We start from the raw sequence: 23,831 nt of genomic DNA, 5'->3' as shown, positions 1-23,831 counted from the left end.
AAGCCGTCCTGACCATCGCCATCATCAACGAGTGGCTATGACTGGGTTATGAAACACGCCTTAGGTCCGCAGCGTTCGTGGCTGTACGCCGCTGTTCGCTCCGGTACCCCCCTGTTTGCCCTCGGGACGGCTGGAACAGACGGGGAACCCGCCGGGAAGGACCCCTCTGTTCCAGCTGTCCTGAACGCTCGCAATGACTCTGGGCTAGGCCTGGTCGAGACGGCTCTTCAGCATGCTCAGCTGGACCGCGTGCACGACGCCAAGTGCAAGCGCACACAGGGCGAGCACCAGCCCGGCCACGCCCCCGTCGCTGAGGTGCGGGGTCGGGGTACCGGTGCCGGGCTTCGTGACGAGCATCAGCGCGATCAGCCCGGCGCAGGCCGCGATCACGCCCGGCACGACCGCGGTACGGGCGCGGAACGCGGCGTAGGTCAGCGCGGCGACCAGCGCGCCGAGCAGAAGCACCCCGATTACGGCCGGGCCGCCGCCGTGGCGGCCGGCCATGTCGAACACGGTGCCGTACCGCGTGGTGTACTCCAATTTGCCCTCCCCGTCGTGCACCACCACGTCATCGAAGAGCGGTAGGAACGCCAGCGCTGCGCTGCCGATGGCCAGCGGTGCGTAGAACCGGGCGTAGCGATCAGACACGCTGCCCCGCACGACGGCCAGGTACTGCGACCACTCGACCAGGACATGCGGCTGCTGTTCGGGTGTGGACATGCCCGGTATTTTGGCACGGGCGCACGTCGATGGACCGCCGGTGCCACTTGGCTGGAAGCTCTCGCGGCCGGATTGGCCGGTTTCACCGTGAGCGTGATTGTTCACCGCATCATCCTTCGGCGGCGCGGTGGAAGCCGGACATGATGGTGCGCGGCCCCGCGCGGTGGACGCCGAGCGGGAGCTGCGCTCGGTCGAACGCAACGGGGGGCGACGGCGGTCCATCCCGGCCCCGGCGTGAGGTTCGCGGCGCAGTAGCGTCGGGCGGTGCTCATTCTTCTGCCGCCGTCCGAAGGCAAGGCCGATGCGCCGCGGCGCGGGAAGCCGCTCGATCTCCAAGGGCTCTCGCTGCCGCAGCTCAGTGACGCGCGGCGGACGGTGCTCGACGAGCTCGTGAAGCTCAGCGCCGAGCCCGAGACCGCGCTGGCCACGCTCGGGCTCACCGCCGGGCAGACGGCGGAGGTCGAGCGGAACTCGCGGCTGGAGAGCGCGGCGGCCGCGCCGGCCGGGAAGGTGTACACCGGGGTGCTCTACGACGCGCTCGGGCTGGCCACGCTCGACTCGGCGGCGCGGCGGCGGGCCGGCAAGCAACTGCTGATCTTCTCGGGGCTCTGGGGGGTCGTCGGGGTCGGCGATCGCATTCCGCCGTACCGGTGCTCCATCGGGGTACGGCTGCCGGCGGCCGGGGCGTTGACGCAGCACTGGCGGCGGGCGCTGGGGCCGGTGCTCGACGAGGTGGCCGGGGACGACCTGGTGCTGGATCTGCGCTCGTCGGCGTACGCCGGGATGTGGGCGCCGCGCAACGGGCAGAGCGTGCGGGTGTTGCACGGCGGGAAGGTGGTCAGCCACTTCAACAAGGCGACGAAGGGGCGGATCGTGCGGGCGCTGCTGGAGAGCAGGGCGCGGCCGCGGACGCCGGTAAAGCTTGCGGAAACGCTGCGTGAACTCGGGTATCGGGTCGAGGAGGCCGGGTCCGGGCAGCTCGACATCCATGTGGAGCAGCTTTAGCGATTCGCCTGCGCGGGCTCGCGGTGATCCGGGAACGTCGGGGAATGTGGACCGCACGCTGAGCCGACGTACCATTCTGGCCACCGCCGGTGCCGCGCTCGCGGCGGGTTCCTTGCCGCTGGGTAACGCCGCCGGGAAAGCGCGGGCGGTCAGCATGGCGATGCACATCCACGGGCCGTTCAGCGAGGGGCTGGCGAGCTTCTCGGCGCATTTCGAGCAGGCCCGCAAGTACGGCGTCGACGTGATCTGGTGGACCGACCACGACTTTCGCATCGCGGCGTTCGAGCACCGGCAGGCGGTGCATTTCGACGGGCCGAGCGAGCCCGAGCGCGGACTGGACTGGACGTGGTCGCGGCACGTCGAGGGGGCAGCGACGGCCCCGGTGGCCGAATTCGTCGCCGCGCCGCATTCGCCGCAGGACGGCACCGGCACGGCGCTGCGGCTGTTCTTCACCGCCGTCGGCAGCAGCGACGACCACGACGCGACGGATTGGGCGGCCAACGAGGAGCACGACATCACGTACGTCTGGGCGAATTCCACCTCGCGCGCCGATCTGCTGGCGGCGCTGGCCAAGGGGGCGGCCTGGTTCACCGATCTCACGCATTTCCGCGGCACGCTCGACCTGCGCGTCGGCGGCGTCTCCCAGCTCGGCGCGGTGTACGTCACCAAGAAGCCGGTGACCGTCGACGTCGTGGCGACCGATGTGCCGGCCGGCGGGAAAGTGGAGGTGGTGCTCGGCGTTGCCGACGAGGCTCAGGCGGTACCGTCGACACAAATCGCGGCATCGAAGCGCCTCACGGTATCGCCCGGCCACTATGTGCGAGTGCAGGTGCGTTCGGCCGCCGGTGCCGTCGTGGGCGTGTCGAACCCTCTATGGGTGCTGCGCAAGACGCCAAAACGGCCTATTCCCGCGGTACGAATGCGGAAATAGGCCGAAATAAGAGAGCGGACGACCGGATTCGAACCGGCGACCCTCACCTTGGCAAGGTGATGCGCTACCAGCTGCGCTACGTCCGCGTGCAGAAGTACTGTAGCGCATTCCCGGCGGGCACTTCTGGCGGGGCCCCTCACCCGTTAGCGTGACGTCGGTGAAGGTGCGTGCTTTCGCCACGACGCTGCTGCTCGCGGGCTGCAGCGCGGCCCCCGCCACGCCGGCCCCGCCGAGCACGACGGCGCCGGCGCTGAGCCCCTCCCCGGCCGCGAGCTCCCCGGCCGCCCCCACCGAGCTGCGCCTCGCCTTCGCCGGCGACGTGCACTTCATGGAGCGCACGGCCACGCTGCTCAAGGACCCGGCGACGGCGTTCGGCCCGATCGCGGCCACGCTGTCCGACGCCGACCTCACCGTGGTCAACCTCGAGACGGCGATCACGTCGCGGGGCACGCCGGAGCCCAAGACGTACCACTTCCGCACCGAGCCGAAGGCGATCGACGCGCTGAAGGCGGCCGGGATCGACGCCGTGACGATCGCGAACAACCACACCCTGGACTACGGCCGGGTGGGCCTGCTGGACACCCTTGACGCTCTGCACACGGCCGACTACCCGTACGTGGGCGCCGGGCGCAACGCGGACGACGCGTACGCCCCGTGGTACACCACCGTGAAGGGCGTCAAGATCGCCCTGCTGGGCTTCAGCCAGGTCCACGAGCTCGCCTCGACCTGGGCCCCCGGCCCGGACAAGCCCGGCATCGCCATGGCCTTCGACACCAACCGCGCCATCGCCGCCGTGACCGCCGCCCGCGCCCAGGCCGACCTGGTGATCGTCTTCAACCACTGGGGCGAGGAGGCCAACAGCTGCCCCACCGGCGAGCAGAAGACCTTCGCCGCCCAGCTGTCGAAGGCCGGCGCCGACCTCATCATCGGCGCCCACGCGCACACCCTGCAGGGCTCCGGCTGGCTGGGCCGCACGTTCGTGGCCTACGGGATGGGCAATTTCCTGTGGTACGGCACGTCAAAGAGCACGGAAGCGGGCGTCCTGCGCCTGACGGTGCGCGACCGCGTGGTCACGGCGACCGAGTTCCTGCCCGCCGTCGTCTCCGACACCGGCCAGCCCGTCCTGCTGACCGGCGCCGCCGCCACCAAGCTCTCCCAGCGGTACGCCGGGTTGCGTTCCTGCGCCGCCCTGTCCCCGTCCCCGTCGTCCTGAATCCGCAGGTCGGACTGCCTCGACGCGCCGAAGCGGGATACCGGTTTGGCATGGGGGGTGACGGTCGGCTAAAGTTTCCAACCGTCGCCCGGTGCAACTGGGCGGTGCGGACGTAGCGCAGCTGGTAGCGCATCACCTTGCCAAGGTGAGGGTCGCGGGTTCGAATCCCGTCGTCCGCTCGGGATAGTCACCACGGTGGGGTGGCCGAGAGGCGAGGCAACGGCCTGCAAAGCCGTGTACACGGGTTCAAATCCCGTTCCCACCTCGGAGTCGCCGCATCACGTGTGGCACCTCTAGGGCGATTGGCGCAGTGGGAGCGCGCTTCCTTGACACGGAAGAGGTCACTGGTTCAAACCCAGTATCGCCCACCACATAACAGCAGTTCAGAGGGTATGTCGAGATGATCGACATACCCTCTCTTGCTGTGCATTGAGTGCCTATGACACTCAGGCGTCCCCTGGACCACCGAGACCGAACTGGACCATCGCCCCCGTCGCGACATAAGGTGGGATTTATACTGGGGGCATGTGGGAGGTCGTGCTACTCGGGCCGGTCGACGAATGGTTCCTGGGCCTGTGCGAGGCCGATCCGGTCACGGCCAACCGCGTCATGGAGGCGATCGACCATCTGGGGCAGGCCGGTCCGAGCCTCGGGCGGCCCATGGTGGACCGGGTGCACGGCAGCCGGCTACACAACTTGAAAGAACTACGACCTGGCTCGACAGGTCGCTCCGAGATCCGCCTGTTGTTCATCTTCGACGCCGAACGGGAAGCGGTGATCCTGGTCGCCGGGGACAAGGCCGGCCAGTGGGTCCGCTGGTACCAAGAGAACATCCCGATCGCGGAGAGCCGATACGAGCAGTACCTGATCGAACGCAAGAACGAGGAGGCGTCATGACCGCTCGCCGATGGAGTGATGTCAAGGCTGAAGCGATGGCGCGGCAACCATGGCTGGCCAGTGACGAGGCCGAGGCCGAGCGCGCGGAGATCCGGGCGGACAATCTCGGTCGCATCCGAGGGCATGAACTCGCCGAGATGCGTAAGTCTGCTGGATTGACCCAGACCGAGGTCGCCGCGATCCTCGGGATCAGCCAGGCCCGGATTTCCCAGATCGAGCACGGGCAGGTGGACAGCCTGGACACACTGCGCGCCTACGCCGAAGCGCTCGGAGCTGAGGTCTCGATCGTCGTCTCCCGGGGTCCCCTCACACTGCGGGTCGCGTGATCCGACTCTTGATGTAGCTCAACGCGGCGCTCCAGATGGTCAAGTCCGGTCGGGTTGCGCCTCTAACTAAGTGTTGACCAGTGCGCACCTTGGCGGACGATCACGGATTCCCGCGGACTATTCGTGCAGGTGGCGACACACATTGATCCTGGTCGGCGCACGAGGGTGAATCGTGACACGGAAGAGGTCACTGGTTCAAACCCAGTATCGCCCACAGCAGGTCAAGGGCCGTCTCCGGAAGTCGGAAACGGCCCTTGAGGCGTTCAGGGGGTCTAAGCCGAGCGGCGTGGATATACGGTCGCTGGACTTCGCTGCCATACAGCCCGATGCGTCGCCTCCGGATTCCCAAGACAGGTCGCGGTGTCCGGGGTCGTCGGCCCCCAGCGCCACTCAACACTGAACAAGATCATCACCGACGCATGCGGTGCGTGGGCGTAGCTGTCCCTGGTGTCCCTTACCCGCCATTGAACTGCACCTTTGCCGAGGACACCTTGATCACGCCGCAAGAATCCGCTCGAACAGATGGGGATCGGCTGGCCCCTCTGTTCCAGCCTGCCTGCAGGCTCTGGCGTGCGTTCGGGCGGTCGTGGTGGCATAGGGGCCGTGATGGTGGATGGCGCGGCTTCGGTGTTTGAGCGTGAGTTGTTGTTGGCGGCGTTGGTGGGGTGGTCGGCGATGCCGGCCGGTGGGGTGCGGCGGTTGGTGGGGTTGGCTGCGGCGGCAGGCCGGTTGGATGAGCTGGTAGCGGCTCCGCGGTTGTTGTCCGATGTGAATCCCGCGGCGTTCCTGCTGGCGTTGCACGGCGCTGGCGAGCAGGGTCGGGTGTGGGCAGAGGTGCTGGCAGCTGCGGGGCTGCCAGCTGCGGGGGTGTCGGTTGCCGGGCAGGGTGATCGGTTGCGGATGGCGATGTCAGGGTTCGCGGCCGTTGATGCTGAGGCGCGGATGGCCGGTTGGGGCGGCGGGTCGGTGGTGGAGCCGGTATGGAGCACCGTGCCGTCGGCATTGGGTGCGCCACTTACCGGCCACACCGACGATGTCCGGGCGGTGGCGGCGGTACCGCTGCCGGACAGGCGAACGCTGCTGGCCTCCGGCAGCGGCGACGGCACGGTCCGGTTGTGGGACCCCACCACCGGTGAGCCGGTGGGTGCGCCGCTGACCGGCCACACCAACACGGTCTGGGCGGTGGCGGCGGTACCGCTGCCGGACGGACGGACACTGCTGGCCTCCGGCGGCTTCGACAGTATCCGGTTGTGGGACCCCACCACCGGTGAGCCGGTAGGTGCGCCGCTGACCGGCCACACCAACCGGGTCCAGGCCGTGACGGCGGTACCGCTGCCGGACGGACGGACGCTGCTGGCCTCCGGCAGCCACGACCGCACGGTCCGGCTGTGGGACCCCATCACCGGTGAGCCGGTAGGTGCGCCGCTGACCGGCCACACCAACCGGGTCCAGGCCGTGACGGCGGTGCCGCTGCCGGACGGACGGACACTGCTGGCCTCCGGCAGCCAAGACCACACGGTCCGGCTGTGGGACCCCACCACCGGTGAGCCGGTAGGTAGGCCGCTGACCGGCCACTCCTCCTGGGTCGAGGCGGTGGCGGCGGTGCCACTGCCGGACGGACGGACACTGCTGGCCTCCGGAAGCCACGACCGCACGGTCCGGCTGTGGGACCCCACCACCGGTGAGCCGGTAGGTGCGCCGCTGACCGGCCACACCGACGAGGTCCAGGCCGTGACGGCGGTACCGCTGCCGGACGGACGGACACTGCTGGCCTCCGGCAGCCAAGACCACACGATGCGGCTGTGGGACGCCACCACCGGTGAGCCGGTAGGTGCGCCGCTGACCGGCCACGCCTCCTGGGTTTGGGCGGTGGCGGCGGTGCCGCTGCCGGACGGACGGACACTACTGGCCTCCGGCAGCGACGACCACACGATGCGGCTGTGGGACGCCACCACCGGTGAGCCGGTAGGTAAACCGCTGACCGGCCACACCGACGAGGTCCAGGCGGTGGCCGCGGTGCCACTGCCGGACGGACGGACGGACACTGCTGGCCTCCGGAAGCCACGACTACACGGTCCGGCTGTGGGACCCCACCACCGGTGAGCCGGTAGGTAAACCGCTGACCGGCCACACCGACTCGATCACGGCGGTGGCCGCGGTGCCACTGCCGGACGGACGGACACTGCTGGCCTCCGGAAGCCACGACCGCACGGTCCGGCTGTGGGACCCCACCACCGGTGAGCCGGTAGGTGCGCCACTGACCGGCCAGTCCGACTCGGTCCAGGCGTTGGCGGCGGTGCCACTGCCGGACGGACGGACACTACTGGCCTCCGGCAGCATCGACGACGCGGCGCGGTTGTGGGACCCCACCACCGGTGAGCCGGTAGGTAGGCCGCTGACCGGCCACACCGGCTGGGTCGAGGCGGTGGCCGCGGTGCCACTGCCGGACGGACGGACACTACTGGCCTCCGGCAGCCACGACTACACGGTGCGGCTGTGGGACGCCACCACCGGTGAGCCGGTGGGTGCGCCGCTGACCGGCCACACCAACACGGTCCAGGCCGTGGCGGCGGTGCCACTGCCGGACGGAAGGACGCTGCTGGCCTCCGGCAGCCAAGACCGCACGGTGCGGCTGTGGGACGCCACCACCGGTGAGCCGGTAGGTAAACCGCTGACCGGCCACACCAACACGGTCCAGGCCGTGGCGGCGGTGCCACTGCCGGACGGAAGGACGCTGCTGGCCTCCGGCAGCCAAGACCGCACGGTGCGGCTGTGGGACCCCACGACGAGTGAGCAGGTGGGCCAGACTGAGACGCCAGGATCGGTGTATGCGCTATCTCTGCTGCCAGACGGCCACCTCGCCGTAGGCTACGGCGACCAGGTCGCCGTCATGCGCCTATCCGCTGACCTTCCGTAAAGACACCCGACAAGAGACGCTGGGCCGCCCACGTGGCAGCCTGTCGCAGCCATCCCGATGGGCTAACAGGGGTGGTCGCCGAAGCGAACACCCACGTACGTCAGCGAACGCTTGCGGACCTAAAACCCTTACCCGGCAACACGTTTCGGCACGTCCGGCCCGGACATCATGGCGTTGACACGGAAGAGGTCACTGGTTCAAAGCCAGTATCGCCCACCACCGAGGGGTGGAGCCTGCTCAAGCGGCTCCGCCCCTTTTTCGCGCTACTCGGTTGTGGATTCCTCCACTCGCTTCGCTCGCTTCTGTGGGGGGCTGTGCCACCCCACGCCCCCCGATGCCTCGCTTCGCCTCGGCACTGGCTTCGCTTCGCTCGCCCGGACTCGGCCTCGCTTCGCTTCGGCCACGAGGATCTTCGGTCGTTCCGGGTTGGGCGTACGACATCGCCAGGCCGCGGCGCAGCGTCATGTAGATCATCAAGGCCAGCGAGGCAGCGGCCGGCCGGTGTGTGCCGGTCCCGGAGGAACCTGTCCCCGGCGTCCCTCAACCGGCACTAACCTGTACTTTTGCCGAGTAAACCTTGATCACGTCTATCCCTGAACCGCAGCCGGGACCAGTTGCGTGATGACCATGACTGTCTCAGGGTCGGGCTCGACGTAAGCCGTGCGGACCTGGTACGTGCCCGGTTCGACGCTAATGGTCAGTCGCGATCCGGCCTGGCGATCGGTGCCGGCAAGGGTGGAGTCGAACATCTCGGCCGCCTCCACGACGACCCAGTCGCCGACCGGCTCCCAGCAGGCTGATTCGATGGCCTGCGGAACGAGTCTGATGAGATCCGCCTCGGATCGGGCGTAGATCCATCGGACGAAGGCGCGACGGCCTGCCAGGTACGTCGTGGCCGCCGGCTCGTCGGCCAGCACCAGCGCTTGGACGTCACCGACCGAGATGAGGCCGGCGTAGCCGGCCACGGCGCACGCGCGGCCGTAGTCTCCCCAGTCGTCCGAATCCGAGTTCGCCGTGAAGAAGTCGCCGGTGCCGTGCCAATGCGGCAGCGCCGATGCGGGGACCACGACGAGCGGGCCCCCGGTCGTATCGATCCAGGGGAACGCGTGACGGGGGCTCCGTGTGGTGGTGATGGCGTGCGCGAGCTCGTGCATCGCATCGATGACGACGTGTGCGCCGGCACGCACCAGGCGCTCGGCCGTGCCGGGCCTGCCCGCGTAGCCGACGCAGATGATCCCTGCCCGCCGGGCCGCTTCAATGCCAGTAGACGCGGCACTGACGAACAGACATTCGGCCGGGTCCGCCCCCAACGCCTGGACCACCCGTGTGATTCGGCGCGGGCTCGGCGTCAGCAGGGCCGGATCGGCGCTGTCGCGGCCGACGACCGCGGCGAAGTAGCGCGCTCGATCACGGCGCTGCAGGTAGGCGCCGATCGCGTCGGTCGAGGTGTCGCTGACGATGGCGAGCAGGCGTTCGGTGTGGATGCACGCCCCGACAACGTCGAAGGCGCCAAGCGTAGTTTCTGCACTGGCCGCTGCCTCCATCTCGGCGACGCGCAGCGCAGCCTCGACATCTCCAGCCAGTTGCGGAGCCAGCCGCGCGGTCGCCCGCAGCACACCGAGCGGATCCTCCTGGACCACGTCCTCAGGGAGTTCAACACTGTGGCCGGCGAGTATCCCCCGCAGATCGGCAGCGACCCGCGCCGCCGTGCGGGCGCCGAAGACGTTGCAGATCGGCCCGTCGCAATCCAGCAGAACAATCTTGACCGGCTCGGTGAGAACAGCCAGCCGCCCGGGCGCCGTGCTCATGGACTGCCCGTACAGTCGGCCATGCCCCGGAAGCTATCACGACGCGTGACGCGCGTTCGGCGGCAAAAGTGCGCACCTGACCTTGCGCCCGGATCGCGGCCACCTGTTGCAGCCCTCACCCAAGAGGGCTAGCCGGGGGGTCACCGAAGCGAACAGCCACGTACGTCAGCGAACGGTTGCGGACCTAGAACCCTTATTTAGCAACAGGTCTCGGCACGTCCGGCCCGGACGTCATGGCGTTGACACGGAAGAGGTCACTGGTTCAAAGCCAGTATCGCCCACCAACAAACACCAGGTCAGGACCGGTAAGCCCCACAGGGGCGCCGGTCCTTTCTCGTTGCTGGACCCCCGTGGGAGAAGATCTTGGTCGCTAGCCATCGGTCCTCCCGAAGCAGCCGATCGAGCACCGCGACCGGTGATCCAGGTCGCATCCGCCGCCGGGCGTCAAGGCGGCCCTGGCGGGCCGCTGCGCACCGCTTGGGGCACGCCGCGCCTTGCAGCTTCGCTCCCGGCACGGCGACCCCGGCCGTGCGCGAGGTCCAGCGGACACGCCGAAGCCCCGGCCGTCCTCACGATGAGGGGCCAGAGCCAGCGCTATCACGCTGCGTTCATCAAGTCGCGACACCACTTGTCGACGGAGCCGCGTCCATTTGTCGTGATTTGCCAGCCCCTGCGGCGGCCGGTTGGCGGCGCCAGCTGGCGACTGCGCTCGACCCGCGACGGTGTCGCGTGGTCGAGGCCGAGCTTGGTTCGGGGGTGTCACCAGTGCCAGCGGGCGTTGTGCCGGTGGTCTTCGGTGGTGGGTTCGACGTCCACGATGCCAGTGGCGCGGTGGTGCTGGACGGCCAAGTGGCACTGGTCGCGGACCCGGGCACGCTGGGGTCTCGTCCAGGTGGTCAGGACGAACCTGCGGGTCGGGCCATCCTGAGCCCACGGCAGGCGTTCGCCGATCGGGCGCCACATGCAGCGGGTGGGGGTCCCGGTCGTGAGGTGCTGCCGCAGGTCCGGCACCGCGGGCAGATCGCATTGTGCGGTCCGTGGGGCGAGCCGCCGGCCGAGCCGCGTCCCCGTGGCGGTGGTGGCCGTTCGAAGGCATCGGGCGAGCCGGGCGCGGCCCGGGTACTCGGTGGTGCACAGCGCGGCACATCGGTGCAGCGGCGCCCACCACGTTGCGCGGGCCCAGTAAGGTGCGTCGCGGTCGGTGCGTGACATGGTTTGACCCCAATCGGGGCCGCACGGTGCGGTCCCTAACGGGGGTGAGCGGTGTCGGGCACCAGTTCGGCACGGGTCAGCACCCGGCAAGAATAGACCGACGCCGGGGCCGAAGGGCGTGCGGCGTCGAACGTGACGCCACCGACAGCTCGCGCCACCGTGCTGTATCGGTCCGATGTGGTTGCCGTCTTGCCTCCGGCGGGCAGGGCCTCCGGCCGCTGCACCCGGGGGTGTGCCTCCGGCGTCACCGGCGGCCAGGGCTGCGCGCCTCCCACCAAGCTCAAGGCCGTTTCCGCAAGTCGGAAACGGTCCTTGAGCCATTCAGGGGGTCTACGGCACCGCAGCCGCCCTGCCAACAAGCTGCCCGCCGAGGCCACAGCCAGACGGGCAGTGCCGGTCCAGAGGAACCCTCCGCACGGGAATCTCGACTGGACACCGCGTCGCTCGTCGCTGAGCGAGATCGTCACCGACGTGTGAGCGTATGGGTGTGGGTGTCCTTGCTGTCCCTGGCGTCCATCAACCAGCGTTGACCTGCGCTTTGCCGGGGACACCTCGATCACCTCTGTCTCTGCTCGCCGGACGGATGACCAAGCGGCTGGAACAGCAGAGGGTCGGTTCCCCTCTGTTCCAGCCTGCCTGCAGGGGGTGTTGGGCGTCTGGTAGGTGTTCAGGGTCCGTGACGACCTGGGGGCTTGTGATGGTGGATGGCGCGGCTTCGGAGTTTGAGCGTGAGTTGTTGTCGGCGGCGTTGGTGGGGTGGTCGGCGATGCCGGCCGATGGAGTGCGGCGGCTGGTGGGGTTGGCCGCGGCGGTAGGCCGGTTGGATGAGCTGGTTGCGGCTCCGGGGTTGTTGTCCCACGTGGATCCCCCGGTGTTGCTGCTGGCATTGCATAGCGCTGGTGAGCAGGGCCGGGTGTGGGCAGCGGTGCTGTCGGCTGCGGGGCTGCCGGCTGCGGGGGTGTCGGTTACGGGGCAGGGTGATCGGTTGCGGATTGCGATGTCCGGGTTCGGGGCGGTTGATGCTGACGCGTGGGCGGCTGGTTGGGGCCATGGGTCGGTGATCGATCCGGTATGGAGCACTGCACCACCGGCATTCTGTGCGCCGCTACGCGGCCACACCGGCTGCGTTCGGGCGATGGCGGCGGTGCCGCTGCCGGACGGGTCGATGCTGCTGGCCTCCGGAAGCCAGGACCGCACAGTGCGGTTGTGGGATCCCGGCACTGGTGAGCCGGTCGGTGCGCCGCTGACCGGCCACCACAACTGGGTTCACGCGGTGGCGGCGGTGCCATCGCCGGACGGGCGGACCCTGTTGGCCTCCGGCAGCGGCGACGGCACGGTGGGGTTCTGGGATCCCGGCACTGGTGAGCCGGTGGGTGCACCGCTGCACACCGGCCCGGTCGAGGCGGTGGCGGCGGTGTCGCTGCCGGGCGGGCCGATGCTGTTGGCATCCGGCAGCTTCGACTGCACGGTGCGGTTGTGGGATCCCGGCACTGACGAGCCGGTCGGTACGCCGCTGACCGGCCACAGTCGCGGGGTCGCGGCGGTGGCGGCGGCGTCGCTGGCGGACGGGCGGACGCTGCTGGCCTCCGGCAGTTGGGACGGCACGGTGCGGTTGTGGGATCCCGGCACTGGCGAGCCGGTAGGTGTACCGCTGACCGGCCACAGTGGCGGGGTCCGTTCGGTAGTTGCGGTGTCACTGCCGGATGGGCGGACGCTGCTGGCCTCCGGCAGCCAGGACTACACGGTGCGATTGTGGGACCCCAGCACTGGTGAGCCAGCGGGTGCGCCGCTGACCGGCCACACCGACTGGGTCGCGGCGGTGGCGGCAGTGCCGCTGCCGGACGGGCGGACGCTGCTGGCCTCCGGCAGCGGCGACGGCACGGTGCGATTGTGGGACCCCAGCACCGGAGAGCCGATCGGTGCGCCGCTGACCGGCCACCCCGGCGAGGTTGTGGCGGTGGCGGCGGTGCCGCTGATGGGCGGGTCGATGCTGTTGGCCGCCGGCAGCGGCGACGGCACGGTGTGGTTGTGGGACCCCGCCATTGATGACCAGGTGGGTTTGCCGCTGACCGGTCACGCCGGTGGGGTCGCGGCGGTGGCGGCGGTGCCACTGCCGGGCGGGTCGATGCTGCTGGCCTCCGGCAGCCGGGACCACACGGTGCGGCTGTGGGACCCCAGCACCGGAGAGCCGATCGGTGCGCCGCTGACCGGCCACCCCGGCGAGGTTGTGGCGGTGGCGGCAGTGCCGCTGGCGGACGGGCGGACGCTGTTGGCCTCCGGCAGCGGCGACGGCACGGTGCGGTTCTGGGACCTCAGCACTGGTGAGCCGGCGGGTGTGCCGCTGACCGGTCACACCGGTGGGGTCACGGCAGTGGCGGCGGTGCCACTGCCGGGCGGATCGATGCTGCTGGCCTCCGGCAGCCGGGACCACACGGTGCGGCTGTGGGACCCCAGCACCGGAGAGCCGATCGGTACGCCGCTGACCGGCCACACCGGCGAGGTTGTGGCGGTGGCGGCAGTGCCACTGCCGGGCGGATCGATGCTGCTGGCCTCCGGCAGCCGGGACCACACGGTGCGGCTGTGGGACCCCAGTACCGGTGAGCTGGTGGGTGTGCCGCTGACCGGTCACACCGATGGGGTCACGGCGGTGGCGGCGGTGCCGCTGCCGGACGGGCGGACGCTGCTGGCCTCCGGCGGCCAGGACTACACGGTGCGGTTGTGGGACCCCGCGACGAGTGAGCAGTTGGGCCACACCGAGACGCCGGGGGAGGTGTATGCGCTATCTCTGCTGCCGGACGGCCACCTCGCCGTGGGATACGGCAGCCAGGTCGCCGTCATGCGCCTATCCGCTGGCCGTACCGCCCACGTGATGGCCTGTTGGGGCTAACAGGGGGTTACCGAAGCGAACAGCCACGTACGTCAGTGAACGTTTGCGGGACCGGAACCCTTACCTAGCAACAGATTTCGGCAGACGATCTTATGGCGACGGGGGTCGCCGTGCGGCAGCATGTCGCCCATGGTGGCACCCCTCGTAATTCAGCTACCCCCTCAGACAGCCCGGCTCGTGCTCCATCCACTCACCGATCCCCTCGGGGACGAGGACATGTGGACGTTCCGTGTCGAGCTGCACGACGAGGGGATCAACGCAGAGACCACGGCGACCGTCGCGCGGTTCGACAATCCGCCGCTCACCACGTATCTGCGTGAGCTGAAGGAAGCCTGGCAGGGGTGGCCCGGGGTTCGTACCTGGCGATCGTTCGAGCAGGAGCTGCGACTGGACGCCTGCCACGACGGTCTTGGTCACGTCACCCTGCGCGTGACGCTGAGACCTCCCGCCCAGCCCTATGCCGACGAAGCCTGGTCCGCACAAATCGCCTTCGTCATCGAAGCTGGCGAGCAGATGACCGGCTTGGTCGATGCCATCACCGCTCACATTCGGGCTGAGTGTCAAATTGGGTGACGGCGTGTTGCACCGCCGCTCGATCGGCTGAGTCTTCTTCGGCTCAGAGGGTGAGCTCACGTGGCGCCTGCCGGGCGCTGATCAGCAGCAGGCAGCCCACGGCGCTGATCAGCCCGCACAGCAGCAGCGCCGCCCGGTATCCGAGAGCCTGCGCGGTCGCGCCGGCGACGAGCCCGGAGACCAGCGATGCGGTGATGAACGCGTTGCCGAACAGCGCGGTCGCGCGGCCGGTGGCCTCGGGCATCAGGTCCTGGATGTAGGTGATGCCCAGCGCGTTGACCGCGGCGATGGCCACGCCGCGGGCCACCTGGGCGGCGATCAGCAGCGGCAGGCTGGAGCTGGCCGGGACAAGCGCGAAGTACACCACGAACAGCAGCATGCCCAGCAGGATCACGCGCTGCTGGCGTACCCGGGCCGGCAGCAGGATCAGGCTCAGCGCCGCCGGTATCTCCGCCAGTGCGCCCGTGCTGGCCAGCAGCCCCACGTCCTGGTCGGGCCGGGCCAGGGTACGGGTGACGTACAGCGGCAGCGCGACCGAGCCGGCGCACATCGCCGTGTTGAACAGCGTGAAACTGGCCGCCACCAGCAGCACCGGCCGCCGCAACCGGGATGGCGTCGGCGGCTGCTGCGCGGTCCGGGGTGTGACCGGCGTGGCACCCAACAGCAGCAGCGGTGCCGTGATCAGTGCGAACGCCAGTGATGTCAGCAGCAGCAGGCCGCCATATCCCCGCCACGCCAGCGCCGCTGACCCAAGGATCGGGCCGATGGCCCAGGCCAACGAGAACACCGACCGCAGCGCTAATGTTCCGCGTCCCGACGCGCCACCGGACGCTCGGTCCAGGTGGGTACGCGCCAGCGCGAACACCTGCGAGAAGGCCGCCAGGCCGGCGCCGAGCAGTCCCGCCCCGATGACCAGCAGCAGGGCGTACCTGGTGGTCGTGCTCAGCGCGAGGTACCCGACGGCCGGCGCCAGCACGGCGACCAACGCCGGCCACCGGCCGGCACCGCGGTCGTACCGGCGACCGAGCCAGGGCGTTACGAACAGCCCGCTGACGGCGATGACGGAGAGGAATACACCTACCTGAAGCGGAGACAGGCGCGCCCGGTCCGCACCGAACAGCACCAGGTACGGCCCGATCATGGAGTCGGCAATGCCCAGCAGCAGGACGCAGGCCAGCAGGTGCGGCAGCTTCGCCTCGACCACGCGCCCCGCGCCGAAGACCATCTGCATCCACATCCCTGGATCGCGACGGCACCAACGCCCGCCACAGCGGCATCGACGGCGGTACCTGCCATGCCGGGCGCGCCGAGGAGGCTACCAGCTCACGAACGTCACCGTCACCCCGTCCGCACGCTCCGCAATGGCCGTGCCATCGATTGAATTTGCTGCTCACCAGCGAGCGGTGGTCGATTACCGCTCGGCCAGCACCGCCGTCCAGGACGCGCACCGTTGCAAGTTTCAACACCGAACGAGATCTTTACCGACGCATGCAGCGTCTGGGCGTAGGTGTCCCGATCACGCCTGTCCTCGAATGCCCGGCGGAGGGCACGGGGTGCGAACGGCCGCGTACGCAGCCAGGTCGCCGTCGTGCTGGAGGGGTCATCTCCCAGGTGTGAACCGCCTGGGAGATGACCCGCCTGCGCCGCAGCGCTCAGCAGGGGAACGTGCCGCTGTACAGGGCGTGGCCGTACGAGGACTTGCCGGACCCGAAGCCCCAGATGCCGTCGTCGGACCACACCGCCTCGCGCGAGCCGTTGGCGCACGTCGAGGTCGGGGCGATCGCGAAGCCCTCGAGGTTGTCGATCGGCATCACGGCCGGGTTCGTGTAGGTCACGTCCGGGACGATCGCGCCGCCGGCGTTGACCTTCATGAAGGTGTGCGTCTCGCCGCAGGTGTTGTCGCACGTCGCGACGATGCGCTGCGTGCCGGCGTCGAACATGACGTCCATGACCGAGGCCTTGCCGGTGGAGATGGTGGCGAAGGTCGTGAACGAGCCGTCCGAGTTGAGGCCGTAGACGTGCAGCGTGCCGTCCCACTCGAGGCCGGCGAAGAACAGGCCCGAGCCGTGCAGCGGGTAGTTCGCCGGGTTGTAGGCCGCCCCGGTCAGCGGGTCGGTCCAGCCGTTGGCGGTCAGCCAGCTGTCCGGCACGTACGCCACGCCCTCGAAGCCGAGGTTGGCGTCGTCCTTGTTGCCGGTGTTGAGCTGCGGGAACTGCGAGGTCATGTCCCACTGGCGCAGCGGGGTGAGCGTCGAACCGGTCGCGGCCGGGTCGAACTCCATGATCGTGTCCCTGGGGACCGTGTTGTTGCTGTTGTCGCGCTCGGAGGTGACGTAGATGTGGCCGTTGCCGCCGATCGTCAGCCCCTCCGAGTCCGGCTGACCGGACCCGCCGGCGAAGCGGATCTGCTTGCCTGTCGCGCTCCAGGACGCGTCCGGGATCCACTTGCTCCCGCTCTTGACCAGCTTGAACAGCCAGTTCTTGTTCTTCACCGCCCACAGCGCCGACGGGTTCGACGGGTCGAACACCAGGCCACTCACGTCACGGCCTTCGGGTCCCGTAGAGGTCGTGAAAGCGCAGACGTTGTCGGCGATGGTGACATCCAGCCCGCCGGGCCACGGCAGGGTGCCGGCCGGGGTCGAGCCCGTGCCCGACGGCGCCTCCGGGGTGCAGCCGCTCGTCAACGCGCCGCCGCCGCCCAGCAGCTGGCCGGTCGGCGGCTGCGTCGCGGTCGGCGTCGGGGTTGGCGTCGGGGTCGGCGAGCCGCCCGCGCACGAGTTCGCGCCACCGAGCGTCGCGGTGGTGGCCGTCTGGAACCAGCCGGTGCCGTTGGCGCACCGCTCGTCCGACGGCTTGGCCCCGTCGAGCGCCCAGGTCACCGAGTCGACCGTGTTGCCGCTGCCATCGATGAGGAACAGCGAGTCGTTGTCGCCGAGGCCGATCTTGGAGTTGAACGTCACGTACCCGCCGGCGGGGATGCTGGTGGCACTCGGCGACGACGACGAGATCGAGGACGTGGAGCTGGAGGTGACGCCGTCGACGTACTTCCACGTGCCGATGCTGACCGCGCTCGTGCCGCCGTTGTACAGCTCGACGGTGTCGGCGCCGTTCGAGGTCACCTCGTTGATCCGCACCTTGCTCGCGGCCGGGATCGTCGCCGGGCACCCGGGAGCATTCGCGGTGCCGAACGTCGTCGCGGTCGTGGTGGTCACCCACGCGCCGGTGCCGTCTCCGCCGCAGCGGGCCATCGCCGGCTTGGCCTTGTTCGTGGCCCACTCGACGCGGTCGACCACCGTGCCGCCCGCGGTGTAGATCACCAGCTTGTCCGAGTCGCCGAGACCCTTGGGAGAGTTGAACGTGACGAAGCCTGCTGAATGTCACATGCTGGGCGGCGGAACGCCCAGTAGCGAAGCCGCCCGGCGAGCGAGAGTCGCCGGGCGGCCGGACGGGCGTCAGCCCAGGCCGTGCACCCGCTTGTACTCCAGGGTGTAGGCCAGCTTGCCGGGCTTGGCGTCGCTGTACGGCTTGCTGAGCTTGTCGAACTCGCCCTTGTTGGCGGCCTTGCCGTCGTTCCACTGCTCCAGCGCGCCGAGCTGGACGGCGGTGAACCCGCTGTCGACCACGGTCTGCTTGGGCAGCGCGGTCATCGTCTGGGTCAGCGCCTTGACGGTGCCGAGGTAGCTCGCGAGGTCGTTCGAGTTCCAGGTGGCCAGGTCGATCGGCTTGGCGTCGCGGACCCAGCTGCCCCAGTAGAACTCCTGGAACGGCAGCCCGTTCTGGGCGTAGCCGATGTCGCGGCCGAAGTAGAGCAGGCTGCGGTACTGGTCGTTGGTGAAGTTGGCCAGCCCGACGCTCGTGGGCAGCTTGTTCACCGTGGTCGGCTTGCCCTGCGGGTCACGCAGGTACACCCACTTGTGCGCCTGCATCTGCGCCCAGAAGTCCTGGCGGGTGAGCGTGCTGAAGTTGGCCTGCACGAGCAGCCGGACGTGCAGGTTGGCGCCGCCGTCGGGGGTCTCGTAGAACGACGTGAGCGTGTGGTGCCCGTCGGTGAGGAACGGCTCGCCGCCGGGGCCGATCACCACGGTCTTCATCACGGCGACGCTGTCCGCGGTCTCCGCGCCGACGGTGAGCTGGCAGGTGAACGAGGACGGGTCGTCCAGCCGCGCGCCCGGGGAGACCGTCGCCGCCGCGACCCGGCCGTCGGCCTCGCACCAGTCGTCGAACTTCTTGTTGATCGCGTCCTTGCCCAGGGTGTAGCGGCCCAGCTTGTAGTAGACCTCGTCGTAGCCCAGTGACGGCTGCGTCGGGTGCACGTCGCCGATGCGGACGTCGAGCAGGTCACCGGCCTCGGCGCACAGGTACTGCGCGAACGGCGTCTTGCGCTGGTCGTGGTCACAGAACGACGGCCGGGTACCCGGCGCTCCCGGGGCGGCGAACGCGACTGGCGCGAGCGCGGCGACCCCGGCCCCGACCACGACGGCGATCGCTGCCCCGAGCACCGCGCCACGACGCGACGGATATCTGAAGCGCATCATGCGTGCTCCTCGCTGTGGATGTTGACCGAGCGTGGCGGGGATCATCCAACGCGCGAAAGCGCATCCATGACGTGCAGGTGAACCCGGGGGAATGATCTGACGTCACCGATCCGCCTGGTGGCGAAGATATCTTCGTCACCGATATATTGACGCCATGAGCGGATCGATGCGGGAACCGACGTTCCTGATCCTCACCGCGCTCGCGCGGGAGCCGATGCACGGGTATGGGCTGATCAAGGACGTGGCGCAGCTCTCCGGTGGGCTGGTCGAGCTGCGGCCGGGGACGCTCTACGGGGCGCTCGACCGGCTCACCGACGAGGGGCTCGTGACGCCCGACCGGCAGGAGATCGTCGACGGGCGGGCCCGGCGCTACTACCGGATCACCGATGCGGGGGCGGGCGCCCTGCGGGCCGAGACCGAGCGGCGGCGGGTCGGCGTCGAGGCGGCGACCCGGCGGCTCGCGGCCCGAGAGCTGGGGTTCGCATGAGCAGCCTGCGGGATCGGTACGTCAGGTTGCTCCGCTGGTACCCATCGGCCTACCGCGCCGAGCGCGGCGACGAGCTCGTCGACATGTACCTCGACCTGGCCCGGCCCGGCCAGCGCCGCCCCCGCCCCGGCGACGTGCTCGACCTGGTCCGCGGCGGCCTGCGCCAACGCCTGCGGGAGCACCGGGCGGGCGGGCTCGAGGACGCGCTGCCCTTCGCCGCCGGACTGGCCATCGTGGGCGCGGCGATCATGGCCGGGGCGTTCCTGCGGATCGAGGACCCGCGGGATCCCCACTACCTGCCCTTCCTGTCCGAGCACCGGCCGGGACCGTTCCTCACGCTCGGCACGATCGTCTGGCTGGCCTGGCTGCTGCCGCCGATCGGCCTGCTCTTCGGGCGGGCCCGCCCGGCCGTGTGGCTCGCCCTTGCGGTCACCATGGGCGTCGTGGTGCCCACCCCGCCCATGATCACCTTCCGCCCACCACTGTTCCTCCTGGTCCCGCAGGCGGCGCTCGGCATCGTCGCGCTGGGGACAACCAGGCAGCGAAGGATCATCACCGCGACCGGGGCGCTCGCCGGCGCCGGGCTGGCCGCCCTGGTCGCGCCGATGCCGTTCTCCTACGGCGCGCAGCCCGTCCTGGAGTACACGGCCACCCTGATCGGCGTCGTGGCGGCCGGGGCCGGCGTGGTCTTCCTCGCCCGCCGCGACCGCCGGGCCTTCTGGCCGCTGCTGATCCTGCTCACGCCGATCCTGCTGCTCGCCCAGCCCGTGTGGTCGGGCTGGCCGCCGCCGGACATCGGCACCGCGGCCGTGCGGGCCGCGCTCGACGTCGCGGCCGGGCTGGCCGCGATCCCGATCACCGTGTGGCTACGGGGACGACTGCCCGTCGAAGGGCGGTCGAGCTAGCGGCGGGCGCGAAGGCCTGGTCGAGCCCGGCCAGGCCGAAGCGCTCCCCCACCAGCTCGGCGAAGGGGTACCGCTCGTAGGCGACAGCCAGGAAGTCCACGGCCCGGCGCAGGTGCTCCGCGCGGTAGTTGTGCACGCCGGTCACGCTCAGCAGGCCGCGCACCAGCCGCTCCGGGTCGAGCGGGACGGACGGGCCGGGCGAGACCGAGCCGGCCAGCACCGCGTGACCACCGACGGCCAGGGCGTCGAGGCAGCCGGAGACGGCCCGGGCCGCGCCGGACAGCTCCAGCGCCACGTCGACGCCGGCCGGCAGCTCGTCGGGGCCGACGGCCGAGGCGGCCCCGAAGCGGGTGGCGAGGGCGCGCCGGGCCGGGTCGGGGTCGCACACCGTCACCTCGGCGCCGGCCGAGGCGGCCATGGCGGAAGCGGTCACGCCCAGCATGCCGGCGCCGGTGATCAGGACCCTTCGGCCGGCCACGGGCGGTACTGCATCCAGCATCGCGGCAACGGTGGCGGTCGCGCAGGACGCGGGCGCGGCCACCTCCGCGGGCAGGTCCTCGGGGACCGGGACGACCGTCGTCCCGCGCGGCAGCACGGCGTGCGTGGCGAACCCGCCGCTCAGGGTCCAGCCGACGGCCAGCGGCTCGTGGCCGAACTTGCGCAGCCGCAGGCACTTCTGGGTGAGGCCCCGGGCGCAGCGCTCGCACTCGCCGCAGGAGACGGCCACCGACCAGACGACCCGCTCCCCCGGCCCGCCGGCGACGACCCGGCCGACCTGCTCGTGGCCGAGGACCGTCGGCGCGGGGGCGGGGCGGTGGCCGGCCACGGTGTGCAGGTCGCTGCCGCAGATCGTGGCCAGCTCGATCTCGACCAGCAGCTCCCCGTCGGCGAGGTCCGCCGGCCCGTCCGCCTCGACCAGCGCGAAGGGCACGCCGGGGCCGTCCCAGCGGGCGTAGCGCACCGTCACCGCAGCGCCCGCCGGATGATCGCGGAAATCGCCTCGACGACCAGCACGGCCAGCACGAGCACGATGACAAACGCGGTGACCTGGTCGTAGCGCGACACCCGGGTGGCGTCGACCAGGTAGTAGCCGATGCCGCCGGCCGCCACGATGCCCAGGACGGTCGCCGAGCGGATGTTGCTGTCGAAGAGGTACAGCGTGTGGCCGACCAGGGCCGGCACGCTCAGCCGCGCCGTGGCCGAGAAGAAGACCTGCGTGCGGGTGCCCCCGACGGAGCGCACGGCCAGCTGCGGGCCCATCGGCGTCTCCTCCAGCGAGTCCGCGATGAGCTTGCCGAGCAGGCCGATCCCGACGAAGGCGAGCGCGATGGTACCGGCCTGAGGACCCAGCCCCGAGATGATGATCAGCACGATCGCGAGGATGAGCTCGGGGATCGAGCGGACGATCAGCAGCAGCAGGCGGGACGCCGCCCGGACCACGCCGCTGGGCGCGGCGTTGCGGGCCGCCAGCGGGCCCACGAGCAGCGAGGCGACCAGGCTCAGCAGGGTGGCGGCGGCCGCGATCTCCAGCGTGACGGTAAGCGCGTCGAAGACGTCGGACCAGGTGCGCGGCTCGATCGACGGCGGCCAGGCGCGGTCGACCAGGAGCGGGATCTGCTTCCAGAAGCTGAACAGGTCCAGCCAGTGCGCCTCGGAGATCACGACCGCGCCGACGAGCGCGGCCACCGCGGCGACGATCGAGACCATGGACCGGATGCGGTCGCCGGTCCACGGCCGCCGCAGCGCGGTCTCGACGGTCAGCACCCGGCCGGCGGACGGCGCCGCGCGGCGGGTCCGGCGCGACGGGCCGCCGAGCAGCTGGGCCCGGATCGTGGTCGAGATGATCTCGAAGAGCACGCAGAGCAGGAAGATGACGAGCGCGAAGGCCATCGCCTTGTGGTAGTTCAGCGACTCCAGGGACAGGCGCAGGTCGTAGCCGAGGCCGACGATGCCGGCGTAGCCGAGCAGGACGGAGCCGCGCAGGTTGATGTCGGCGCGGTGCAGCGTGGTGGCGATCCAGGAGGGCAGCACCTGGGGGAAGATCCCGGACCAGAACTCCTGGGCCCGCGAGGCGCCGGTGGCCCGGACCGCGTGGCGGGGTCCCTCGTCGATCTGCTCGATGGCGTCGGCGAAGAGCTTGGAGATCATGCCGATCGAGTGCAGGGCGATGGCCAGGATGCCCGGCAGCGAGCCGAGCGTGAACAGCAGCACGAAGAGCATGGCCAGCACGACGTCCGGCACCGCGCGGGCGACGACGCCGATCGCCCGGCCGATCGGCACGAGCCAGGGGGCGGGGCTGGTGTTGCGGGCCGAGATGTACGCGATCGGCACCGACAGCAGCGCGGAGAGCGCCGTGCCGCACAGCACCACGCCGAGCGTGATGCCGATCGAGCGGAACAGGTCCGCCATCGGCGGGAAGCGCAGCGGGAGCATGCGGTCCATGAACGGCCCGACCTTGTCGATGCTCTCGGTGAACGTCTCCGCGGTGAAGCCGATCTCGCCGATCGACCAGATCGCGAAGACGAGCAGGGCGACCAGCAGCCCGGCGGCGACCAATGTGGACGGCGCCGGTCCGGGCCGCTTGACCGCCCGCTCGAGGTCGACCTCGGGGGCGTCGACGGCGCTCACTGCGCCTCCGCCAGCGAGGCCGTCATCCTGCCGTAGATCCGCATCGCCGCCTCGCGGGTGAGGTCGGCGGCCGGCGTGTCGAGCACGACGCCGCCGCTGCGCATGCCGACGACCCGCTCGCCCCAGGCCAGCGCGAGCTCCACCTGGTGCAGGCTGCAGATCACGGTGAGGCCGCGCTCCGCGGCGATCTCCCGCAGCAGGGCCATCACCTGGTCGCTCGACTCCGGGTCGAGCGAGGCGACCGGCTCGTCGGCGAGCAGGATCTCGGGGTCCTGCATGAGGGCCCGGGCGATGGCGACCCGCTGCTGCTGGCCGCCGGAGAGGGTGTCGGCCCGCTGGTAGCTCTTGTCCAGCAGGCCGACCCGGTCCAGGTGGGTCAGCGCCTTGCGGCGCAGCTCCCGCGGGTAGGAGGCGATGCCGAGCCGCGGCCCGCGCAGGCCGGCCAGCGCCCCGGTGAGCACGTTCTCCAGGACGGTCAGCCGGCCGACCAGGTGGAACTGCTGGAACACCATGCCGATGCGGCCGCGCAGCCTGCGCAGGTCGCGCCCGCGCAGGCCGGCGAGGTCCTCGCCGAGGACGGTGAGCCTGCCGGCGCTCGGCGTCTCCAGTCCGTTGATGTGCCGCAGGAGCGTCGTCTTGCCCGAGCCCGAGAGCCCGAGCAGGACGACGATCTCTCCCCGGCCGACCGTCAGCGACACGTCCCGCAGGGCGGCGACCTGCCCGAAGGTCTTGCTGAGCCCGTGCACCTCGACCGCGGGTGCCGCGTCGCTGACCGTCATGTCAATGT

20 protein-coding genes and 4 tRNA genes are annotated in these 23,831 nt (G+C 70.4%); 14 read left to right on the top strand and 10 right to left on the bottom strand.

Annotated features, from left to right (window positions below):
- Positions 1 to 204: 204 nt before the first annotated feature.
- Positions 205 to 720, bottom strand: coding sequence for a hypothetical protein (locus ABD352_RS13765; RefSeq protein ID WP_344612706.1), 516 nt, complete (start codon positions 718 to 720; stop codon positions 205 to 207).
- Positions 721 to 984: 264 nt separating this feature from the next.
- Between ABD352_RS13765 and ABD352_RS13760 the strand changes: the two genes are divergently transcribed.
- On the top strand, positions 985 to 1,725 hold the full coding sequence (locus ABD352_RS13760) for a YaaA family protein (protein ID WP_344612705.1): 741 nt from the start codon (positions 985 to 987) through the stop codon (positions 1,723 to 1,725).
- Positions 1,726 to 1,771: 46 nt separating this feature from the next.
- Positions 1,772 to 2,656 (top strand): hypothetical protein, encoded by an 885-nt coding sequence (locus ABD352_RS13755; RefSeq protein WP_344612704.1) that lies wholly within the window; start codon positions 1,772 to 1,774, stop codon positions 2,654 to 2,656.
- Between the two features lie 13 nt (positions 2,657 to 2,669).
- Here the strand turns inward: ABD352_RS13755 and ABD352_RS13750 are convergent.
- Positions 2,670 to 2,742, bottom strand: a tRNA-Gly gene (locus ABD352_RS13750).
- A gap of 71 nt (positions 2,743 to 2,813) precedes the next feature.
- Here ABD352_RS13750 and ABD352_RS13745 point away from each other — a divergent pair.
- The 8 genes from ABD352_RS13745 (at position 2,814) to ABD352_RS13710 (ending at position 8,009) form a co-directional block, all read left to right on the top strand.
- Positions 2,814 to 3,869 carry a CapA family protein gene (locus tag ABD352_RS13745; protein ID WP_344612703.1) on the top strand — a complete coding sequence of 352 codons (1,056 nt, stop codon included), beginning with the start codon at positions 2,814 to 2,816 and terminating at the stop codon, positions 3,867 to 3,869.
- A 106-nt stretch (positions 3,870 to 3,975) separates the two neighbouring features.
- Positions 3,976 to 4,048: transfer RNA gene (locus tag ABD352_RS13740), tRNA-Gly, on the top strand.
- A 15-nt stretch (positions 4,049 to 4,063) separates the two neighbouring features.
- A tRNA-Cys gene (locus ABD352_RS13735) sits at positions 4,064 to 4,134 on the top strand.
- Positions 4,135 to 4,165: 31 nt separating this feature from the next.
- Positions 4,166 to 4,240: transfer RNA gene (locus ABD352_RS13730), tRNA-Val, on the top strand.
- A gap of 154 nt (positions 4,241 to 4,394) precedes the next feature.
- Entirely contained in the window at positions 4,395 to 4,766 is a 372-nt protein-coding gene (locus ABD352_RS13725) for a type II toxin-antitoxin system RelE/ParE family toxin (protein WP_344612702.1), read from the top strand.
- Positions 4,763 to 5,092 (top strand): helix-turn-helix domain-containing protein, encoded by a 330-nt coding sequence (locus tag ABD352_RS13720; RefSeq protein ID WP_344612701.1) that lies wholly within the window; start codon positions 4,763 to 4,765, stop codon positions 5,090 to 5,092. The genes ABD352_RS13725 and ABD352_RS13720 overlap by 4 nt, the downstream gene beginning before the upstream one ends.
- Before the next feature lie 900 nt (positions 5,093 to 5,992).
- Entirely contained in the window at positions 5,993 to 7,195 is a 1,203-nt protein-coding gene (locus tag ABD352_RS13715; protein WP_344612700.1) for a WD40 repeat domain-containing protein, read from the top strand.
- Positions 7,137 to 8,009, top strand: a complete 873-nt coding sequence (locus ABD352_RS13710; protein ID WP_425553541.1) for a WD40 repeat domain-containing protein — start codon at positions 7,137 to 7,139, stop codon at positions 8,007 to 8,009. Before ABD352_RS13715 ends, ABD352_RS13710 begins: the two co-directional genes overlap by 59 nt.
- A 587-nt stretch (positions 8,010 to 8,596) precedes the next feature.
- On the opposite strand, the gene ABD352_RS13705 is transcribed toward ABD352_RS13710, so the two are convergent.
- Together ABD352_RS13705 and ABD352_RS13700 are read right to left on the bottom strand one after the other, a co-directional pair.
- Entirely contained in the window at positions 8,597 to 9,817 is a 1,221-nt protein-coding gene (locus ABD352_RS13705) for an Imm21 family immunity protein (RefSeq protein WP_344612698.1), read from the bottom strand.
- 759 nt (positions 9,818 to 10,576) lie between these two features.
- A complete protein-coding gene (locus ABD352_RS13700) occupies positions 10,577 to 11,029 on the bottom strand; it encodes a hypothetical protein (protein ID WP_344612697.1) in 453 nt (150 codons plus the stop codon).
- A gap of 676 nt (positions 11,030 to 11,705) precedes the next feature.
- On the opposite strand from ABD352_RS13700, the gene ABD352_RS13695 reads away from it, so the two are divergent.
- Positions 11,706 to 13,916, top strand: coding sequence for a WD40 repeat domain-containing protein (locus ABD352_RS13695; protein WP_344612696.1), 2,211 nt, complete (start codon positions 11,706 to 11,708; stop codon positions 13,914 to 13,916).
- A 120-nt stretch (positions 13,917 to 14,036) separates the two neighbouring features.
- On the top strand, positions 14,037 to 14,489 hold the full coding sequence (locus ABD352_RS13690; RefSeq protein ID WP_344612695.1) for a DUF6228 family protein: 453 nt from the start codon (positions 14,037 to 14,039) through the stop codon (positions 14,487 to 14,489).
- Between the two features lie 43 nt (positions 14,490 to 14,532).
- On the opposite strand, the gene ABD352_RS13685 is transcribed toward ABD352_RS13690, so the two are convergent.
- From ABD352_RS13685 to ABD352_RS13675, 3 genes are all read right to left on the bottom strand, one after another.
- Positions 14,533 to 15,720 (bottom strand): sugar efflux transporter, encoded by a 1,188-nt coding sequence (locus ABD352_RS13685; protein WP_344612694.1) that lies wholly within the window; start codon positions 15,718 to 15,720, stop codon positions 14,533 to 14,535.
- A gap of 421 nt (positions 15,721 to 16,141) precedes the next feature.
- Positions 16,142 to 17,806 (bottom strand): lamin tail domain-containing protein, encoded by a 1,665-nt coding sequence (locus ABD352_RS13680; protein WP_344612693.1) that lies wholly within the window; start codon positions 17,804 to 17,806, stop codon positions 16,142 to 16,144.
- Positions 17,807 to 17,941: 135 nt separating this feature from the next.
- Positions 17,942 to 19,024, bottom strand: a complete 1,083-nt coding sequence (locus ABD352_RS13675; protein WP_344612692.1) for a ParB-like protein — start codon at positions 19,022 to 19,024, stop codon at positions 17,942 to 17,944.
- A 154-nt stretch (positions 19,025 to 19,178) separates the two neighbouring features.
- Between ABD352_RS13675 and ABD352_RS13670 the strand changes: the two genes are divergently transcribed.
- Positions 19,179 to 19,511 carry a PadR family transcriptional regulator gene (locus ABD352_RS13670; RefSeq protein WP_344612691.1) on the top strand — a complete coding sequence of 111 codons (333 nt, stop codon included), beginning with the start codon at positions 19,179 to 19,181 and terminating at the stop codon, positions 19,509 to 19,511.
- On the top strand, positions 19,508 to 20,416 hold the full coding sequence (locus tag ABD352_RS13665) for a hypothetical protein (RefSeq protein ID WP_344612690.1): 909 nt from the start codon (positions 19,508 to 19,510) through the stop codon (positions 20,414 to 20,416). The genes ABD352_RS13670 and ABD352_RS13665 overlap by 4 nt, the downstream gene beginning before the upstream one ends.
- Here ABD352_RS13665 and ABD352_RS13660 read toward each other — a convergent pair.
- From ABD352_RS13660 to phnC, 3 genes are read right to left on the bottom strand one after another with little or no spacing between them, the layout of a single operon-like run.
- Entirely contained in the window at positions 20,367 to 21,383 is a 1,017-nt protein-coding gene (locus ABD352_RS13660) for a zinc-binding dehydrogenase (RefSeq protein ID WP_344612689.1), read from the bottom strand. The genes ABD352_RS13665 and ABD352_RS13660 overlap by 50 nt on opposite strands.
- Entirely contained in the window at positions 21,380 to 23,044 is a 1,665-nt protein-coding gene (gene phnE, locus ABD352_RS13655) for a phosphonate ABC transporter, permease protein PhnE (RefSeq protein ID WP_344612688.1), read from the bottom strand. Before phnE ends, ABD352_RS13660 begins: the two co-directional genes overlap by 4 nt.
- Positions 23,041 to 23,823, bottom strand: coding sequence for a phosphonate ABC transporter ATP-binding protein (phnC, locus tag ABD352_RS13650; RefSeq protein ID WP_344612687.1), 783 nt, complete (start codon positions 23,821 to 23,823; stop codon positions 23,041 to 23,043). Before phnC ends, phnE begins: the two co-directional genes overlap by 4 nt.
- Positions 23,824 to 23,831: the final 8 nt, after the last annotated feature.

Source organism: Dactylosporangium salmoneum, assembly GCF_039532525.1.
Classification (GTDB): Bacteria; Actinomycetota; Actinomycetes; order Mycobacteriales; family Micromonosporaceae; genus Dactylosporangium; species Dactylosporangium salmoneum.
The sequence above is the reverse complement of the archived record's forward strand: the minus strand, read 5'-3'. Positions and strand labels throughout refer to the sequence as shown.

Bases quoted from the DNA above. Each gene is read 5' to 3' on its own strand.
- ABD352_RS13765 (WP_344612706.1), bottom strand. From the start codon at position 720: ATGTCCACACCCGAACAGCAGCCGCATGTCCTGGTCGAGTGGTCGCAG.
- ABD352_RS13725 (WP_344612702.1), top strand. From the start codon at position 4,395: ATGTGGGAGGTCGTGCTACTCGGGCCGGTCGACGAATGGTTCCTGGGC.
- ABD352_RS13720 (WP_344612701.1), top strand. From the start codon at position 4,763: ATGACCGCTCGCCGATGGAGTGATGTCAAGGCTGAAGCGATGGCGCGG.
- ABD352_RS13715 (WP_344612700.1), top strand. From the start codon at position 5,993: ATGGCGATGTCAGGGTTCGCGGCCGTTGATGCTGAGGCGCGGATGGCC.
- ABD352_RS13705 (WP_344612698.1), bottom strand. From the start codon at position 9,817: ATGAGCACGGCGCCCGGGCGGCTGGCTGTTCTCACCGAGCCGGTCAAG.
- ABD352_RS13700 (WP_344612697.1), bottom strand. From the start codon at position 11,029: ATGTCACGCACCGACCGCGACGCACCTTACTGGGCCCGCGCAACGTGG.
- ABD352_RS13690 (WP_344612695.1), top strand. From the start codon at position 14,037: ATGTCGCCCATGGTGGCACCCCTCGTAATTCAGCTACCCCCTCAGACA.
- ABD352_RS13685 (WP_344612694.1), bottom strand. From the start codon at position 15,720: ATGCAGATGGTCTTCGGCGCGGGGCGCGTGGTCGAGGCGAAGCTGCCG.
- ABD352_RS13675 (WP_344612692.1), bottom strand. From the start codon at position 19,024: ATGATGCGCTTCAGATATCCGTCGCGTCGTGGCGCGGTGCTCGGGGCA.
- ABD352_RS13670 (WP_344612691.1), top strand. From the start codon at position 19,179: ATGAGCGGATCGATGCGGGAACCGACGTTCCTGATCCTCACCGCGCTC.
- ABD352_RS13665 (WP_344612690.1), top strand. From the start codon at position 19,508: ATGAGCAGCCTGCGGGATCGGTACGTCAGGTTGCTCCGCTGGTACCCA.
- phnC (WP_344612687.1), bottom strand. From the start codon at position 23,823: ATGACGGTCAGCGACGCGGCACCCGCGGTCGAGGTGCACGGGCTCAGC.